This window comes from Pseudomonas fluorescens (assembly GCF_002022275.1).
GTDB classification, from domain to species: domain Bacteria; phylum Pseudomonadota; class Gammaproteobacteria; order Pseudomonadales; family Pseudomonadaceae; genus Aquipseudomonas; species Aquipseudomonas fluorescens_AJ.
The window spans coordinates 542,315-558,490 of the sequence record NZ_MSDF01000016.1; the positions used below are offsets into that span (position 1 = coordinate 542,315).

The 16,176-nt window shown below is 61.3% G+C and carries 10 protein-coding genes; 1 reads left to right on the top strand and 9 read right to left on the bottom strand.

Going from position 1 to position 16,176, the window contains the following annotated elements; all coding sequences use genetic code 11:
- Positions 1-25: 25 nt before the first annotated feature.
- The 4 genes from urtD to urtA form a co-directional block, all read right to left on the bottom strand.
- On the bottom strand, positions 26-859 hold the full coding sequence (urtD, locus tag BFW87_RS14480; protein ID WP_176159746.1) for an urea ABC transporter ATP-binding protein UrtD: 834 nt from the start codon (positions 857-859) through the stop codon (positions 26-28).
- The gene (urtC, locus tag BFW87_RS14485; RefSeq protein ID WP_078740462.1) at positions 856-1,923 is read right to left on the bottom strand and encodes an urea ABC transporter permease subunit UrtC; all 1,068 of its coding nucleotides are present in this window, start codon (positions 1,921-1,923) and stop codon (positions 856-858) included. Before urtC ends, urtD begins: the two co-directional genes overlap by 4 nt.
- On the bottom strand, positions 1,923-3,425 hold the full coding sequence (gene urtB / locus BFW87_RS14490) for an urea ABC transporter permease subunit UrtB (protein ID WP_078740463.1): 1,503 nt from the start codon (positions 3,423-3,425) through the stop codon (positions 1,923-1,925). Before urtB ends, urtC begins: the two co-directional genes overlap by 1 nt.
- A 141-nt stretch (positions 3,426-3,566) precedes the next feature.
- Positions 3,567-4,832 (bottom strand): urea ABC transporter substrate-binding protein, encoded by a 1,266-nt coding sequence (gene urtA, locus BFW87_RS14495; protein WP_078740464.1) that lies wholly within the window; start codon positions 4,830-4,832, stop codon positions 3,567-3,569.
- A gap of 263 nt (positions 4,833-5,095) precedes the next feature.
- Between urtA and BFW87_RS14500 the strand changes: the two genes are divergently transcribed.
- Entirely contained in the window at positions 5,096-9,622 is a 4,527-nt protein-coding gene (locus tag BFW87_RS14500) for a DUF4329 domain-containing protein (protein ID WP_176159747.1), read from the top strand.
- A gap of 10 nt (positions 9,623-9,632) precedes the next feature.
- Here the strand turns inward: BFW87_RS14500 and BFW87_RS14505 are convergent, their stop codons facing one another.
- The 5 genes from BFW87_RS14505 to BFW87_RS14525 form a co-directional block, all read right to left on the bottom strand.
- A complete protein-coding gene (locus tag BFW87_RS14505) occupies positions 9,633-10,643 on the bottom strand; it encodes a FecCD family ABC transporter permease (protein ID WP_078740466.1) in 1,011 nt (336 codons plus the stop codon).
- Entirely contained in the window at positions 10,640-11,587 is a 948-nt protein-coding gene (locus tag BFW87_RS14510) for an ABC transporter substrate-binding protein (protein ID WP_078740467.1), read from the bottom strand. Before BFW87_RS14510 ends, BFW87_RS14505 begins: the two co-directional genes overlap by 4 nt.
- Positions 11,584-12,372, bottom strand: a complete 789-nt coding sequence (locus BFW87_RS14515) for an ABC transporter ATP-binding protein (protein ID WP_078740468.1) — start codon at positions 12,370-12,372, stop codon at positions 11,584-11,586. Before BFW87_RS14515 ends, BFW87_RS14510 begins: the two co-directional genes overlap by 4 nt.
- 140 nt (positions 12,373-12,512) lie before the next feature.
- Positions 12,513-14,618, bottom strand: coding sequence for a TonB-dependent receptor (locus tag BFW87_RS14520; RefSeq protein ID WP_078740469.1), 2,106 nt, complete (start codon positions 14,616-14,618; stop codon positions 12,513-12,515).
- 149 nt (positions 14,619-14,767) lie between these two features.
- Positions 14,768-16,150: a PepSY-associated TM helix domain-containing protein gene (locus tag BFW87_RS14525; protein WP_078740470.1), complete on the bottom strand. Its 1,383-nt coding sequence runs from the start codon at positions 16,148-16,150 to the stop codon at positions 14,768-14,770.
- Positions 16,151-16,176 lie beyond the last annotated feature (26 nt).

Sequence of the window (16,176 nt, forward strand, 5' to 3'; positions counted from 1 at the left end):
CCACATAAAGCAGTCCTTGGCAGCGTTAGCGACCGAGGTACACCTCGATCACCCGCTCGTTTTCCTGCACCTGCTCCAGCGACCCTTCGGCCAACACGCTGCCCTGGTGCAACACGGTCACGTGGTCGGCAATCGCGCCGACAAAGCCCATGTCGTGCTCCACCACCATCAACGAATGCTTGCCCGCCAGGCGCTTGAACAGTTCGGCGGTGAATTCGGTTTCGGCGTCGGTCATGCCCGCCACCGGCTCATCCAGCAGCAACAGTTGCGGGTCTTGCATCAGCAGCATGCCGATCTCCAGAAACTGCTTCTGGCCATGGGACAATAGCCCCGCCGGACGCTGCACTGAGGCCGTCAGGCGGATGGTGTCGAGCACTTCGTCGATGCGGTCTTTCTGCTCGCCACTCAGGCGCGCACGCAAACTGGCCCAGACTGACTTGTCGGTCTTTTGCGCCAGCTCCAGGTTTTCAAACACGCTCAGGGCTTCAAACACCGTGGGTTTTTGAAACTTGCGCCCGATACCGGCCTGGGCGATCTGTACTTCGCTCATGCCAGTTAAATCGATGTTTTCGCCAAACCAGGCGGTGCCGTGGCTGGGGCGGGTCTTGCCGGTGATCACGTCCATCAGCGTGGTCTTGCCCGCGCCGTTGGGGCCGATGATGCAGCGCAGTTCGCCGACGCCGATGTAGAGGTTCAAGTCGTTGAGCGCCTTGAAACCGTCGAAGCTGACGCTGATGTCTTCCAGGGTCAGGATGGTGCCGTGGCGGGTGTTCAGGCCTTTGCCGGCGGCTTGACCAATGCCGATGGCGTCCCGGCCGCTGCCTGCGTCGAAAATAGGTTCAAGCATGACGTTCCTCATTTCTTCAACAGGCCGATAACGCCCTTGGGCAGGTACAAGGTGACGATGATGAACAGCGCCCCGAGGAAGAACAGCCAGTATTCCGGGAAGGCCACGGTGAACCAGCTCTTCATACCGTTTACCACGCCTGCGCCCAACAACGGGCCGATCAGCGTGCCACGCCCGCCCAAGGCGACCCATACAGCGGCTTCGATCGAGTTGGTCGGCGACATCTCGCTGGGGTTGATGATGCCGACCTGCGGCACATACAGCGCACCCGCCAGGCCGCACAGCACCGCGCTCAACACCCATACGAACAGCTTGAACCCGCGCGGGTCGTAGCCGCAGAACATCAGGCGGTTTTCCGCATCGCGCAGGGCCGTCAGCACCCGGCCGAACTTGCTCTGCGCCAGGCGCCAGCCGGTGTACAGGCTGGCGACCAGCAACACCACCGTGGCGAAAAACAACACCGCCCGCGTGCCCGGTTCAGTGATGCCAAAACCCAGGATGCTGCGGAAGTTAGTGAAGCCGTTATTGCCACCAAACCCGGTCTCATTGCGAAAGAACAGCAGCATTCCGGCAAAGGTCAGCGCCTGGGTCATGATCGAGAAATACACGCCCTTGATCCGCGAACGGAAGGCAAAGAACCCGAACACCAACGCCAGCAAACCCGGGGCCAGCACCACCAGGCACATCGCCCAGAGGAAATGCTCGGTGCCGGTCCAGTACCACGGCAACTCGGTCCACGACAGGAAGGTCATGAACGCCGGCAGTTCGTCCCCGGACGCCTGGCGCATCAGGTACATGCCCATCGCATAGCCGCCGAGGGCAAAGAACAATCCGTGGCCCAGCGACAACATGCCCGCGTAACCCCACACCAGGTCCAGCGCGAGGGCGACGATGGCGTAGCACAGAATCTTGCCCACCAGCGTCAGGGTGTAGGCCGAGATATGGAAGGCGTTGTCCGGCGGCAACAAAGACAGCAACGGCAGCGCCAGCAGCACGAGCAGAATCAGCGCGCCGACTGCAATCGTGACCTTGGGGCCGGCCTTCTGTGTGGCTGTAAGCATCAATGGCTGGTTCATCAGTCGATCACCCGTCCTTTCAGTGCGAAGAGTCCTTGCGGGCGTTTCTGGATGAACAGAATGATCAGCGCAAGGATCAGGATCTTGCCGAGCACGGCGCCGATCTGCGGTTCAAGAATCTTGTTGGCGATGCCCAGCCCGAAGGCCGCCATGACGCTGCCGGCCAACTGGCCGACGCCGCCGAGCACCACCACCAGGAACGAGTCGATGATGTAGCTCTGGCCCAGGTCCGGGCCGACGTTGCCGATCTGGCTCAGCGCCACGCCGCCCAAGCCTGCGATGCCGGAGCCGAGGCCAAACGCGAGCATGTCCACACGCCCGGTCGGCACGCCGCAGCAGGCGGCCATGTTGCGGTTCTGGGTGACGGCGCGCACGTTGAGGCCCAGGCGTGTCTTGTTCAGCAGCAGCCAGGTCAGCACCACCACGCACAGGGCGAAGGCGATGATCACGATGCGGTTGTACGGCAGCACCAGGTTGGGCAGTACTTGAATGCCGCCGGACAGCCATTCGGGGTTGGACACTTCGACGTTCTGCGCACCGAACACCAGGCGTACCAGCTGGATCAACATCAGGCTGATGCCCCAGGTGGCGAGCAGCGTTTCCAGCGGGCGGCCGTAGAGGTGACGAATCACCGTGCGTTCCAGCGCCATGCCGATGGTCGCGGTGACGAAAAACGCCACCGGCAGCGCGATCAGCGGGTAGAACTCGATGGCTGCGGGCACGTAGCGCTGCATCAGCATTTGCACCACGTAGGTGGAATAGGCGCCGAGCATCAGCATCTCGCCGTGGGCCATGTTGATCACGCCGAGCAGGCCGAAGGTGATCGCCAAACCGAGGGCGGCCAGCAGCAGGATTGAGCCCAGGGACATGCCGCTGAAGGCCTGGCCGAGGATCTCGCCGAACATCAATTTGCGTTTGACCTGGGCCAGGCTGGTTTCAGCGGCAGTGTGCACGGCGGCATCGGTTTCAACGCCGGGAGCGAGCAAGGCTTCAAGGCGCGTGCGGGCCAGTGGGTCGCCGGTGCCACCCAGCAAGCGAACGGCGGCGAGGCGCACAACCGGGTCGGCGTCGACCAGTTGCAGGTTGGCCAGCGCAAGGCTGAGGGCGGTGTGTACGTCTTCGTTTGTTTCGGCGGCGACTTGTTGATCGAGGAATTTCAGCTGCGCAGGTTGTGCGCTTTTTTGCAGGGTTTGTGCCGCAGCCAAGCGCACCTTGGGGTCGGCGGCGAGTAATTGCTGGCTGGCTTGAACGTTGTCGATCAAGCCGCGCAGGCGGTTGTTCAGGCGTACGGTTTTGGTTTCACCGTTGACGGTGAGCTGGCCTTGTTGCAGGGCGTCCACCAACTCGATGCGCGCCGGGTCGGGTGTGGCGGCCCAGTTCTGGAGCAGTTTGGCTTGTTCGGTCGGGTTGGCGTTGAGGAAGTCTTCGGCGTCGCTGGCGTGTGCGCCAAAGGGCAGCAACAACAGGGCTGTGAGGATGAGGCGGTACAGGGCAGTGGGCATATTCTTGGGCCTTGCTCAAACTAATGTGGGAGCTGGCTTGCCTGCGATTGCGGTGTATCAGATACACCGAGTCGTCTGCATCGCAGGCAAGCCAGCTCCCACAGGGATTGTGTCGACACTCAAGTGCCGACACCCCTCGGATCAGTTGCTCTTGACGGCGTAATCCGGCTTCTTGTCATTGCCCGGAATGTACGGGCTCCATGGCTGGGCGCGAATCGGCTCTTTGGTCTGCCACACCACCGAGAACTGACCATCGGCCTGGATCTCGCCGATCATCACCGGTTTGTGCAGGTGGTGGTTGGTCTTGTCCATGGTCAGGGTGAAGCCCGACGGCGCGGCAAAGGTCTGGCCGGCCATGGCTTCGCGCACTTTGTCGACGTCTGTGGACTTGGCTTTCTCCACCGCCTGCGCCCACATATGAATACCCACGTAAGTGGCTTCCATCGGGTCGTTGGTCACGGCTTTGTCCGCGCCCGGCAGGTTGTGGGCCTTGGCATAGGCTTTCCAGTCGGCGACAAACTTCTTGTTCACCGGGTTCTCCACCGACTGGAAGTAGTTCCAGGCGGCGAGGTTGCCCACCAGCGGCTTGGTGTCGATGCCGCGCAGTTCTTCTTCACCCACGGAGAACGCCACTACCGGTACGTCGGTGGCTTTCAAACCCTGGTTGGCCAGTTCCTTGTAGAACGGCACGTTGGAGTCGCCATTCACGGTGGAGATCACCGCGGTTTTGCCGCCGGCCGAGAATTTTTTGATGTTGGCCACGATGGTCTGGTAATCGGCGTGGCCGAACGGGGTGTAGACCTCTTCGATGTCTTTATCCGCTACGCCTTTGGAATGCAGGAACGAGCGCAGGATCTTGTTGGTGGTGCGCGGGTACACGTAGTCGGTGCCCAACAGGAAGAAACGCTTGGCACCGCCGCCGTCTTCGCTCATCAAGTATTCCACCGCCGGGATCGCCTGCTGGTTCGGCGCTGCACCGGTGTAGAACACGTTCGGCGACATCTCTTCACCTTCGTATTGCACCGGGTAGAACAGCAGGCCGTTGAGTTCTTCAAACACCGGCAATACCGATTTGCGCGACACCGACGTCCAGCAGCCGAACACCACGGCGACCTTGTCCTGGGTCAGCAGCTGGCGACCCTTTTCGGCGAACAGCGGCCAGTTCGACGCAGGGTCCACCACCACAGGTTCGAGCATCTTGCCGTTCACCCCGCCCTTGGCATTGATCTCGTCAATGGTCATCAGCGCCATGTCTTTGAGCGACGTTTCGGAGATGGCCATGGTCCCGGACAACGAGTGCAGGATGCCGACCTTGATGGTCTCGGCGGCCTGCACGGTCCAGGTCAGGCCCATGGCGGCAATGGATGCCGAAAGAGTGAAAGCCTTGATCAAGCTGCGACGCTTCATGGTGCGATCTCCGAGAACCCAAGTGTTGTTATTGGACAGATACCAAGGCTTTTGCAAAGGCTGTGCCTGCTTTGGAATAGGCCGTATTCAAGGGTGCTCGGATGGCGCTTTCAGTCGGCGGTGCACTGAATAGGCGCCGGATGGATAGGGTAGCAAGGGTAGGGCACTGTCTTGGTGCGAGGGCCTGACTAACTATGTAGCCCCCCCGGAATCAGCGGGTGTTCAGGATGGCTGTACATCCAATCTTGTTCCGAGGATTTATCATGGACGACCAACCCATGCGCGAAAAACGCGCAACCCTTCCCCGTGGCCACGCCAAGCTGGGCACCCTCACCCCGGCGTTTTCCAGCGTCGATGAAGTCGCCCGCTACCTTCACGGGAGCGTGGGGAGCAATTTGCAAGTGGAGTACGGCAGCGTCATTCTGCGGCGTTCAGCGGATGGGCTTTACGTTGGCAGCGAACCGATTTCGGACCGGCCAACCGTGTTCAATTTTGATCTTTTGCTCGACAGTGACGCCGGCTACACCACCTACCTCGAACCAGAGGGTTACCAGATTGTTGCCAGTTGGCACACGCACCCCAACAGCACTGCGTGGGTTGCCCGCGAAAATCCTGCATGGACGGCGCATCAAATCACGGCTTTCCAGGGGTTTTACTCAGAGCCGGACATCATGTTCAATCACCAGAACCGTTCAAAATTCAGGGAGGCTTACCTCTCCGGGCCAAACGGCACTCTGGTCAAATACCAATTTGATGAAACAGCAGCGGCGTTAGGCTTTGCTCATTGGATCATTACCAGAGGGAAGTTTGAATCGCCCCACGCCTTTGATGGGACGATTGAAGGGTTTTACAAAAAAGTCGCCTCGGTAGGGAGGTTGACGTTTTTAATCTCAAGCCCGTACTGGGGCGGCTCCTTGGGCCAGGTGCCGGCTGACTGGGTCCCCTACAAGCCATGGCCGGTTTTCGCGGACGCCCAGCGTGCGCTCGCGCATGCCTCGGTGCAGATCCAGCGCAAGCCCAACCTGCGTCAGCAAGCATTGATCCTGCAGTCCGATGCGCTGGCGGACTATGCCGCTCGTGACCCGGACCCCGTCGAAGGCTTGGCGGGCGTGCTGCCTCAGCTTCCTCTGGGCTATCACCTGCACGGGATTTACGTCCACGCACGGCCGCTGCCCGTCCAGTACCCCACGCTGGAAAGCTGGCTGTACAAAAACTTCATTAGCCCGCTGGAGCTTGCACAGCACATCGCGCGGTTTCGCGGTTACAGCCAGGGGCCGCAATCCACGTTGGGCGCTTCGTTGTACATCCGCCTGCGGGACGAAGCCGTCTTGCGCTATCGCTTCTCCGGCTCGGCGCTTGAATCCCAGTTGTTTGCTCAGGCACCCGATGGCCAGGTAATCGACAACGGTTGGCAAGCCGAGCTCCTCCAGGGTTCATTACTGACCCGCGACTTCGTCCGTAAAGTGGCCGCTGCCGGCGAGCTGAGCGTGGAAAAAACCAGCGCACTGTGGGATCGCAGTGGCATTGTCGATACGGATTGGACCCCTTTTTCGCGTTTCACCCTGCCGTCCTTGAGCATTACCTTTTTGTCAGCCGACGACGCCGCTCGCTTTATCCACGGGGACATTAATGGACGTCGCGAGCAGGTACTCGGCGGGATGATTCTTCAACAACCCGACGGCCGCTTCGTGGCGACTCAGCCCGTGCCCACGGGGCCAAGGCCGTTTGCCTTCGACGGCCTCTACCCTGTGGATCGCCAGAACAACCCGATTATCCTGAATGCGGGTTATCGTCTGCATGCCCGCTACGGCACGCGCCTCGCGTTGTCGAAGACTGACCCGGCCTATGTTGCTCGTTTCAAGTGGACTCGCCAGGAAGCCGAGCTGAGCGGCCAGATGTTCCACCCGCAAGACGTAGCCGACCTGCTTGCTGCGGGCGTCACGGGCTACCTGTCGGGCTCGCAGGACAGCTTGATCGCGTGCAGTCCTGCTACCACGTCGTCGGAGTGGCGCAAGCAATGGAAGGGCAATGCCGCCAGGGACGACAGCGCGATTGCCACACGCCTGGCCGACGCGACGATAAAACCTGCGGATGTAGTCAGGACCCTGGCCGAGTCGGGTACGCTGCGGGTGGTGATCGGCAATGCGCTGTGGGGGCCCGCCGATTTTGTTGAAGTGGACTGGGGGCCGTGGGTGCGCGTCCTGGAATTCCAGCGCCCGGCGACGGTGAGCCACGGGCCTGTCTTCAGGACCGCTGACGACGCTGCCAGCGATCTGTACCGACGCGACCCGCGGGACCACGTGCAATACTTTGCCAGCCGCTACTTTGCGTTCATCCTCAAACATCAAAGCCGGGAGGAATACGTTGCCAGTGAGCTGATTCCAGTCACCGGCAAATCTCCGCTGCTGTCCCTTGCCAGCCTCTATGGCACCCGACTGCCCGACGGTTTCGATTGTCACAGCCTGTACTACGCCAACCAATTTGTCGGGAATGGCTCGGCAGCCTGGTTAAAGCGGGTGTTTATCGAACCCGAGGACTTGAGCGAGGCCATTGCCCAGGCGCGTATCCAGACGATGCTGCCTCCCCGCGGCGCCCCGGTGTACATCGCCACACCGGAAGGTGCTTTGTTGCGCTACCAGTCGCCCTCTACCCAAGGGATTTTCGAGTCACGAAGTGAAGCGGACTCACTTGAAACGGTGCGCGCCAAGCTGAATATCGGCACCTTGCAACCCCTGCAGTTTGTGCGGCGGGTAGCGTCCTCCGGCCACTTGCAGGTGGTGCGGACCAGTCATTGTTGGGGCGTCTCCAGCGATGTGACGGGACTGTGGGTGCCCTACGAAAACCTGCAACGGCGCCGTCTCAGCCCGGCGTTTCTTTCCATGGATGATGTTGCGCAGTACATCCGCCGTCGCGTCCTGCCGAACCTGGATCAGCCATACGGCGGTATTATCCTGCGTCGTGACGATGGCTGGTTTGTTGCTACTGAACCGGTGCGCGTGTCGGACGAGGTATTCGATATCAAAAGTATCTTCCCCGACGAGATGGTGACCCGTGGGCTGTACCCGCCGCGCACGGCGGTCGTTGCCAGCTATCACTCCAGACCGGCGACGCAATGGCCGTTTTTGCTCTCGCCAGCGCAGTCGGCGGTGTACGGCAACATGTTTTCCACACGGTTGCTGGCCCATTCACTGTCCGCTGCTCAAGCGCGTCACTACCACTATCTGTTGGCACCCGATGGTGCCTTGATACGCTTGAAGCCGCGTCCGGAATTGAAATACCCGCCTATTTCGGCCGCAGCGCTCGTCACACGCCCGCGCAATCGTCGCGACTGGCTCAGCGGGGCGCTTGAACGGCAGATACGCAACGGTGAATTGGCCCCCGGCGAGTATGTAACTCGCGTGAGTAAAACGTTTGACTTGCAGGTGGTTGTTGGCAGCACGATGTGGGGAGCTCCGGGAGTGGTTGCCGATTGGAGTCCGTTTGCCAGCGTGAACTTGCGTGGTCGGCGTTACCTGGAAGCGAGTGTCGATCCTGCTTTCAGCCCGCTGCACACCCGCGCCGATGATGCTGTGCGTTATGCCCATGAACATGCCGGATCAAGGGATGAGGCACAGTTTGGCTATGTACTCCAATCGACTGGCAACGGGCATTTTGTCGCAACGCTGCCAGTCACTGAGGGAGGCTCGGACCTGGCCCATCGTCGGGTTTTTGCGGATGCAGGCTACCCCTATCGATATCAAATGGCGGGGCTATATCTGTGTGGGTTGCACTGGGGAGACATTCAACCCGGCGGCCAAATAATGACCCTGGACTCCATTTATCGCGGGTTGATCTCGCCCTCGCGGTTGATACAGGCGATGTACCAGGTCAGCGCCACTGCGAGCCGCGCGGCGTTGCCAATTTATTTGTCGTGTGCCGATGGCGCCTTGCTGAAGTTCACCGTGCGCAATAATCGATTTGTCGACTACCGGGACGACCTCAGATTGAAACTGAGCCAGCTCAGCCCGCGTGATTATTTCCGGCGTATGGCGGCGGCGGGCGATTTGCGCATTCTGGTGCCCAGTGTCAATTGGCCAAGCGTCGGCGTTGTGGATGCACAGTGGCAGCCAGGGCGTTCACGCGGCGTGCCGGCGGTTGGCGACAACAGATGGGCGCTGGGGCCGGTGCATGCCCACCGTGACGATGCGGCCGGCTATGTCCATGGCCGCGCAGACGTCTTTAACCGCCAGCAGGCGATCAGTGCGTTGCTCGAGAAAACGGCGGCGAACTTGTATGTGCCAGTGCTGGCGACACCCGATGAAGGTTTTCCCTCCAGCATTGCCCCGCAGCTGTTCTCCAGCGTTTCCAGTTGGCCGACAGGCTATCAGATCAGCGCCGCTCATCTGTTGTTTCACACAGGGCAGGACCAGCAGCGAGCAGACGTTGACGCATCGTACGTCGAGTACTTTGTCTCCTGGCGAGAGCTGAGTTTTTATCTGTACGGGTTGAAAGAAAAGAAGCTGCCAATCACCGGCTTTTACCTGACGGCGCTGGACGGCGCGTTGCTGAGCTATACGCCGAGCTTTGGCAAGGACGAAGAGGATTTACTGGCGGTACCCGGCAAATGGACGGCCAAGGACGGCTATACCGCACTGGCCCCAACGCCGTCGCGGGTGTTGTCCGAACTGGCGCGACTCGGTCAGTTTCGGGTGCTGCGCCGCGGCAGTTTCTGGACCATACGTACCCTGTTGGGCAGCGATTTGAGGCTTCCAGGCAACTCGACTTACCGTCCAGGCAAAGATGAGTTGTGAGCAATCCGGTCTAACGCTTGCGCATCAAGCCAATAAAAAACAACCCGCCAATCGCCGCCGTGGCTACGCCGATCGGCAAGTCCTCGGGGGCGATCAGCGTGCGCGCGGCCACATCCACCCACACCAGGAACAGGCTGCCTAGCAGCGCGCATACCGGCAATAACCGACGGTGCTCGGCGCCGACAAGGCGCCGGGCGATATGCGGCACCATCAGCCCCACAAAGCCGATGGAACCGCTGATGGACACCAGCACGCCGGTCATCAGCGAGGCGACCAAAAACACCTTTAAACGCACATTGCGCGCATTCAGGCCCAGGGTCACGGCCGTCTGCTCACCGGCCATCAAGGCGTTCAACGGGCGAGCCATGCCCAACAGCACCAGCAGCCCCAGCAGCACCGTGGCGGCTGGAATCGCCAGCAACTCCCACCGCGCCAGGCCGAGACCGCCGAGCATCCAGAACATGACGGCCGATGCGGCGCGATGATCGCCCATGAACAGCAACAGGTTGGCCGCCGCCATCATCACAAACGACACCGCCACGCCGCACAGCAACAGGCGATCACTCTCCAGCCGCCCATTGCGGCTGGCCACCGCCAGCACCACCAGCATGCTCGCCAACGCGCCGATAAACGCGGCGATGGGCAGCGTCAGCAGCCCGACGATTTCACCCACATGCAACACCACAATCACCGCGCCCAGGGTGGCGCCTGAAGTGACGCCGAGCAGGTGCGGGTCAGCCAGCGGGTTGCGTGTGACGGCCTGCAACACCGCGCCAATCAATGCCAGCCCGGCACCCACCAGCGCGCCGAGGAGCATGCGCGGCACGCGAATCAACCACACGATATGTTCCTGCCCGGCCAGCCAGTTCACCTCGCCGACACCGAAGGCCTTGTACAGCACAATTCGCCACACCACCTCCACCGGCACCCGCGCCGGGCCAAAGCCCAAAGAGATCACGCAGGAGACCAGTAACACCGCGCCGAGCGCGGCAAGCAACAAGGCGTAGCGACGGGTAATCATTCGCCGTGGAACCCCTTGGCCAGGGTTTCGACCGCCAGCACGTTGTCGATCCCCGGCGTGGCCTGCACATACGGGATCACGATAAAGCGCTGGTTCCTGATCGCGTCCACGGCTTGCAGCGCCGGGTTGTTCAGCAGGAACTGCTCTTTCTGCTCGGCAGTGATTTCGCTGTAGTCGACGATCACGATCACCTGCGGGTTGCGTTCCACGACGGTTTCCCAGTTGACGCGAGTCCAGCTGGCGTCGATGTCATCGAGAATATTGCGCCCGCCCGCCGCATCGATCAGCGCCTGGGGCATGCCGAGGCGGCCGGAGGTCATGGCGCGGTCTTCACCGCTGTCATAGAGGAACACGCGCGGTTTGTCGGCGGGCAAGTCTTTTTGCACCTCGGCGACTTGCGCCTGCATCTGTGCGATCAGCGCGTTGGCGCGGTCCTGCACGTCGAAGATCTTGCCGAGGTTGCGCAGGTCGTTATAGGTGTCGTCCAGGGTCGCGGCCGGGCGCTTCATCACAAAGGCGCACGACTCGGTCAGCTCATACACATTGATGCCCAGCGGTTGCAGAGTGGCCGGCGTGAGGTCGCCGCCCACGCGCATGCCGTAATCCCAGCCGGCGAAGAAGAAATCCACATTGGCGTTGAGTAGGGTTTCCACCGACGGGTATTTGCTCGCCAGTTCCGGCAGGCCGTCGAGTATCGCGGTCATTTCCGGCGTCACCGATTTCCAGCCGGTTACGCCGCTGTAGCCAGCCATGTGCGACTTGAGGCCCAGGGCGAGCATCATCTGGGTCATATTGATGTCGTGGCTGACCGCGTGTTTCGGCGCTTCCTGGAAGGTGACGTCGCGGTTGCAGCTTTTGATGGTGACCGGGTAATGGGTCGCCTCGGCGAACGCTTGGGATGTGCCGAACAGCAAAGCAATAGCAAGGAGGGCGCGAAGGATCATGGTTGGGTTATCCAGGTGATTCGGGGGTAGCCGGACAGGGGGTGGGTGTCGACCAGTGCTTCGACGCCAAAGACATCGCGCAGCAACTCGACGGTCAGCACTTCATGGGGCGTGCCGCTGGCGATGATGCGGCCGTGGTTGATCACGTACAGGCGGTCGCAGAAGGCGGCGGCCAGGTTAAGGTCATGGATGCTCGCCAGGGTGCCGATGTTCAGGCGCTTGACCAGCCGCAGCAACTCCAGCTGATAACGCGGGTCGAGGTGGTTGGTCGGTTCGTCGAGCACCAGTAGCTCGGGTTGCTGGGCCAGGGCGCGGGCGAGGATCACGCGTTGTTTTTCACCGCCTGAGAGGGTGGCGAAGGCGTGGTCCTCGAAGCCCTGCATGCCGACGGATTCCAGCGCTTGCTGGATCAGCTGTTGATCATGCAGGGTGTCGCTGTCGAACAAACCTTTATGCGGTGTGCGGCCCATGGCGACCACTTCATCCACGCGCAGGCCGAACGCATCGGGGAATTCCTGCAGCACCACCGCGACGCGTTGCGCGCACCATTTCGCGCTCTGTTTCCACACGTTCTGGTGGGCGAGAGACACATCCCCCTGATCGGGCCGGGTGAACCGATAGGCGCAGCGCAACAGGCTGGTTTTACCGCTGCCATTGGGCCCGATCAACCCCACAAACTCCCCCGCGCCGACCTGCAGGCTGGCGTCACACAGGTGGAACTGGTGAAGGCAGTGGCCGTGAACCTGGGGTGTCCAGGTGAGGCGGGTGAGGGTGAGTGAAGTCATCGTGTCTCTCAAATTAAACGCTGTTCAACATGTGGGAGCTGGCTTGCCTGCGATAGCGGTCTCCCCAGCACAGATGCATTGCCTGACCCACCGCTATCGCAGGCAAGCCAGCTCCCACAGGGGTTCTATGTGATGACCGGTTAAAAGGTGTAATCCGCCGTGACGAAGAACGAGCGTGGCTCACCGAGGATCCACTGCTGGCCTTCGTTGTACTGGCTGACGGCGTAGGTGCGATCGAACAGGTTATTCAATTGCAAACCCAGCGTGGTGTTGCGCATCGCCTTCCATGACACAGTGGCGTCAACCACGGTGTAGCTCGGTACTTCGCTGGTGTTGGCAGTATCGGCAAACCGCGAGCCCACATAGCGCACCCCGGCACCCGCGCGAATATCGTCGGTCACGGCCTTGCTCAGCCACAGGTTGGCGGTGCGGCGCGGCACGTCGGTGGGGCGGTTGCCGTTGCGGGAAACGGCCTGGCCGTCGACCACTTCGGAGAAGTCGTCGTACTGCGCGCGCACGATGGCCGCATTGGCTTGCAGTTGCCAGGCGTCAGGCAGTTGCAGGTCAAGGCTGGCTTCCAGCCCGTTGGAAGATTGCTGGCCGACCTGTTCCTTCTGATCAGTGCCGGGAATGCTCACCAACAGTTTCTTTTTCACAATGTGATACGCCGCCAACGTCCATTCGCCGCGCGAATCCCAGAAGGATTGCTTGAGGCCGACTTCGGCTTGCTTGGCGGTGGACAGGCCGAACTGCTGCTGGCTCGGGCTCAAGGTGATGAGGCTGCCGACGCCGTCGGTGCTGGTGGCGTACTGGCCGTAGACCGAGGTGTCGGGGGTGATCGCGTAGACCAGACCGGCTTTCCAGTTGTTGCCGGTGAGGGTTTTGTCAGAGTCGCTGCCATCTATCAGGGATTCGCGGTCGATGTGTAGATAGTCACGGCGCACGCCGGTGATCAGCGAGAGCTTGTCGGTCAGTTGCAGGCGGTTTTCAGCGAAGGCGGCCAGCTGTTTGGTGGTGCTGACCGACTGTGGAATGAACGGGCTGGCACTTTCAAAGGGCTGCGGCACTGGGTGCTGAATGTCCACCGGCTGGCCGCCGCCCGGCACGTCGTCGAAAGGCGCGTTACTGGCAAGACGGAACCGAATACGGTTGTACTCGACGCCGGTCACGGTCTGGCTGTCGAGGCCAAAGAGCGTGTGCTTGAACGTGAAGGTCTGACGATCACCGACCTGTTCCTGGTCATGCTTGATGCCCAGGTAATCCTGGCGTACCAGGCCGCCATTCACATAGTTGTAGCTCTCGGCGTTCTGCCAGCGACGCTGGTTTTTCAGGTACGACAGTTCGTTGGTGGCGGTGACGTTATCGTTGATCTGCCACTCGCCTGTCAGGCGCGTCCATTGGTCGTTGTAGAGTTGTTTGTCGTCGCTGACGTTGTAGTTCTTGTCACGCAGGCCTTTGTGCAATTGGCCGTTGATCAGCGGCGTGCCGTAATAGTTCTGCGGGCTCTGGTTGCCGTAATCGTGGGCCAGTGTGAAGCTCAAGTTGTCGGCCGGCTGCCAACGCAAGGCGCCGCTGACGAAGTCGCTGGCGGAGTCGCCACGGTCGATGAAACCGTTGCTGCGCAGGCGGTTTACGTTCAGGCGATAGCTCAAGGTGTCGGTCAGCGAGCCGCCACTGTCGAGGGCTTCCTGCTGTCGATCATCGGAGCCATAACCGAGGCGGACATGGTTTTCGATCTCGCCTTCAAACGGCTTTTTCGGGATCGTATTGATCACCGCGCCGGTAGCGCCCTGGCCATACATCACCGACGCCGGGCCGCGCAGCACGTCCACGCGTTCAACCGACCAGGTGTCCACCGGGAAGGTGGAAGTGCCGGCGCCGTCGAACATGCGCTGGCCGTCGTACAGTTGCAGCACGGAGCTCTGCCCGGTAAAACCGCGTGCCTGCAACGAAGTACCACCGTCACCCGGTGAGCCCGTACGGGTGATGCCGGTGGCGCGGGAGATTGCGTCCTGCACGCTCGCGTCGCCACGTTCGCGAATTTTCTCGCCGGTCTGGCTTTCGACACTGACTGGGGTTTGCCGCGCCGTGAGGTTCAGGCGCGAGCCGGCCGTGGTCGGGGTGTCCAGGTCGATACGTTCTTCATCGACGGCGGGTGCCGTGACGGGGCTGGCGGGCAGGGTCAGGGCCTGGGCACTGTTATGCAGGGCGAGCAGGCACAAGCCGGACGCGAGGTACTTGTTCATCGGTCGATCAGTCTTCTTGGAGGGTTGCTCGCCGCAGGGCGCGGCGAGCAACGATAGCGCAGAAAGTGTTATAAGTTAACACTTATTGGCTGCGGGACAAAAGTCGCGCAAGGCTACAGAACGCCTCTGCCATGGGCATCTCGCTTGATTCATGCCGAACCTGAGGCAGATTCATGTTGATTGAACAAGCGTGACAAGACGAGGCGATCCAGCGCCCACACAACGATCAACGAGGCGCCCACCAACGGGAAAATGATCGCCAGCGCCAGCATGATCACCATTGCGGTTTTCCATTTCGGCAGGTCATGGCGCAGCGGTGGAACCCCCAGCCCGCCCGCTGGCCGACGCTTCCACCAGATCACCACGCCGCTGACGGCGCTGAGCAGAATCATCAGGCAAATCAGCAGTACGATCAGTTGATTGACCCAGCCGAACATCTTGCCCTCATGCAGCATCACACCGCTCTCGGTGGCTCGCGCGACCGTGTTGTAGTGTTCCCAGCGCACGTCAGCGAGGACCTTGCCGGTGTACTGGTCCACATGCAGCGTGGCGTCGTTGCGCGGGTCGTTGGCGAACACCGAGACAGTGAACACCCCGGTGGCGGTGGTCGGGAGGGTAATGCTGTAGCCAGGCTCGACTTTACGCGCGCCCGCCAGGTCCACCACCTGTTGCAAGCTCACCATCGGCGCGGCCGGACCTGCCTGCATGGCGCCGTGGTTCATGTGTTCGGCATGCTCGCCGGACATCGGCATCGGCGTGTTTTCCATGGCCCACGGCACGGTCTGCTGGCTGGCGGTGTTGAGGATGCGCGCCTGCTGATCGGACTGCGGAACGTTGTTCCACATCGCCACGGGGAAGGTGTTCCACAGCTCGGCATATTGCTTGCCCCAGAAGCCGGTCCAGGTCATGCCGCTGAGCAGCATCACCAACAAAAAGGCTGCGCCCCAGAAGCCGGCGACCGCGTGCATATCGCGCCAGAACACCCGGCCACGGGTGCTGAAACGCGGCCACAAAACGCCCGCCGAAGACTTGCCGCGCGGCCACCACAGGTACACGCCGGACACCACCAGCATCACGCCCCAACCGGCGGCGAGCTCCACCAGGCGATCGCCCACAGTGCCGATCATCAGCTCACCGTGCAGCGCACGGGCGATGGCTTGCAGGTTGTACTTCGAGTCCTGTTCGCCGAGGACTGTGCCGCGATAAGGGTCGACAAAGACGGTCACTTCGCGGCCTTCGTTGTGCATCACGAATTGCGCACTGCTGGTGGCGTCGGCGGGTGGCAGGTATTTGCTGATCGAGGCATGCGGGTAGGCTGCCTGGGCGCGTTGCAGTTGTTCATCGGCGCTCATTGCGTGTTCGGCGGTTTGGACCTTTAGCAGGTCGCCGTACATCAGCGGATCAAGCTGGGGTTTGAACAGGTAGATGATGCCGGTCAGGGCCAGCAGCACCATGAACGGGGCGACGAAGAGCCCGGCGTAGAAGTGCCAGCGCCAGGCGAGGTTGTAGAAGGAAATTTTTTGAGTGGTCATCAGGGTGCTCCGCAAGGCTTTGAATT

Coding starts and splice junctions, on each gene's coding strand:
- BFW87_RS14520 (WP_078740469.1), bottom strand. CDS start 14,618: ATGAACAAGTACCTCGCGTCCGGCTTGTGCCTGCTCGCCCTGCATAAC.
- BFW87_RS14505 (WP_078740466.1), bottom strand. CDS start 10,643: ATGATTACCCGTCGCTACGCCTTGTTGCTTGCCGCGCTCGGCGCGGTG.
- BFW87_RS14510 (WP_078740467.1), bottom strand. CDS start 11,587: ATGATCCTTCGCGCCCTCCTTGCTATTGCTTTGCTGTTCGGCACATCC.
- urtD (WP_176159746.1), bottom strand. CDS start 859: ATGAGGAACGTCATGCTTGAACCTATTTTCGACGCAGGCAGCGGCCGG.
- urtA (WP_078740464.1), bottom strand. CDS start 4,832: ATGAAGCGTCGCAGCTTGATCAAGGCTTTCACTCTTTCGGCATCCATT.
- BFW87_RS14500 (WP_176159747.1), top strand. CDS start 5,096: ATGGACGACCAACCCATGCGCGAAAAACGCGCAACCCTTCCCCGTGGC.
- urtB (WP_078740463.1), bottom strand. CDS start 3,425: ATGCCCACTGCCCTGTACCGCCTCATCCTCACAGCCCTGTTGTTGCTG.
- urtC (WP_078740462.1), bottom strand. CDS start 1,923: ATGAACCAGCCATTGATGCTTACAGCCACACAGAAGGCCGGCCCCAAG.
- BFW87_RS14515 (WP_078740468.1), bottom strand. CDS start 12,372: ATGACTTCACTCACCCTCACCCGCCTCACCTGGACACCCCAGGTTCAC.
- BFW87_RS14525 (WP_078740470.1), bottom strand. CDS start 16,150: ATGACCACTCAAAAAATTTCCTTCTACAACCTCGCCTGGCGCTGGCAC.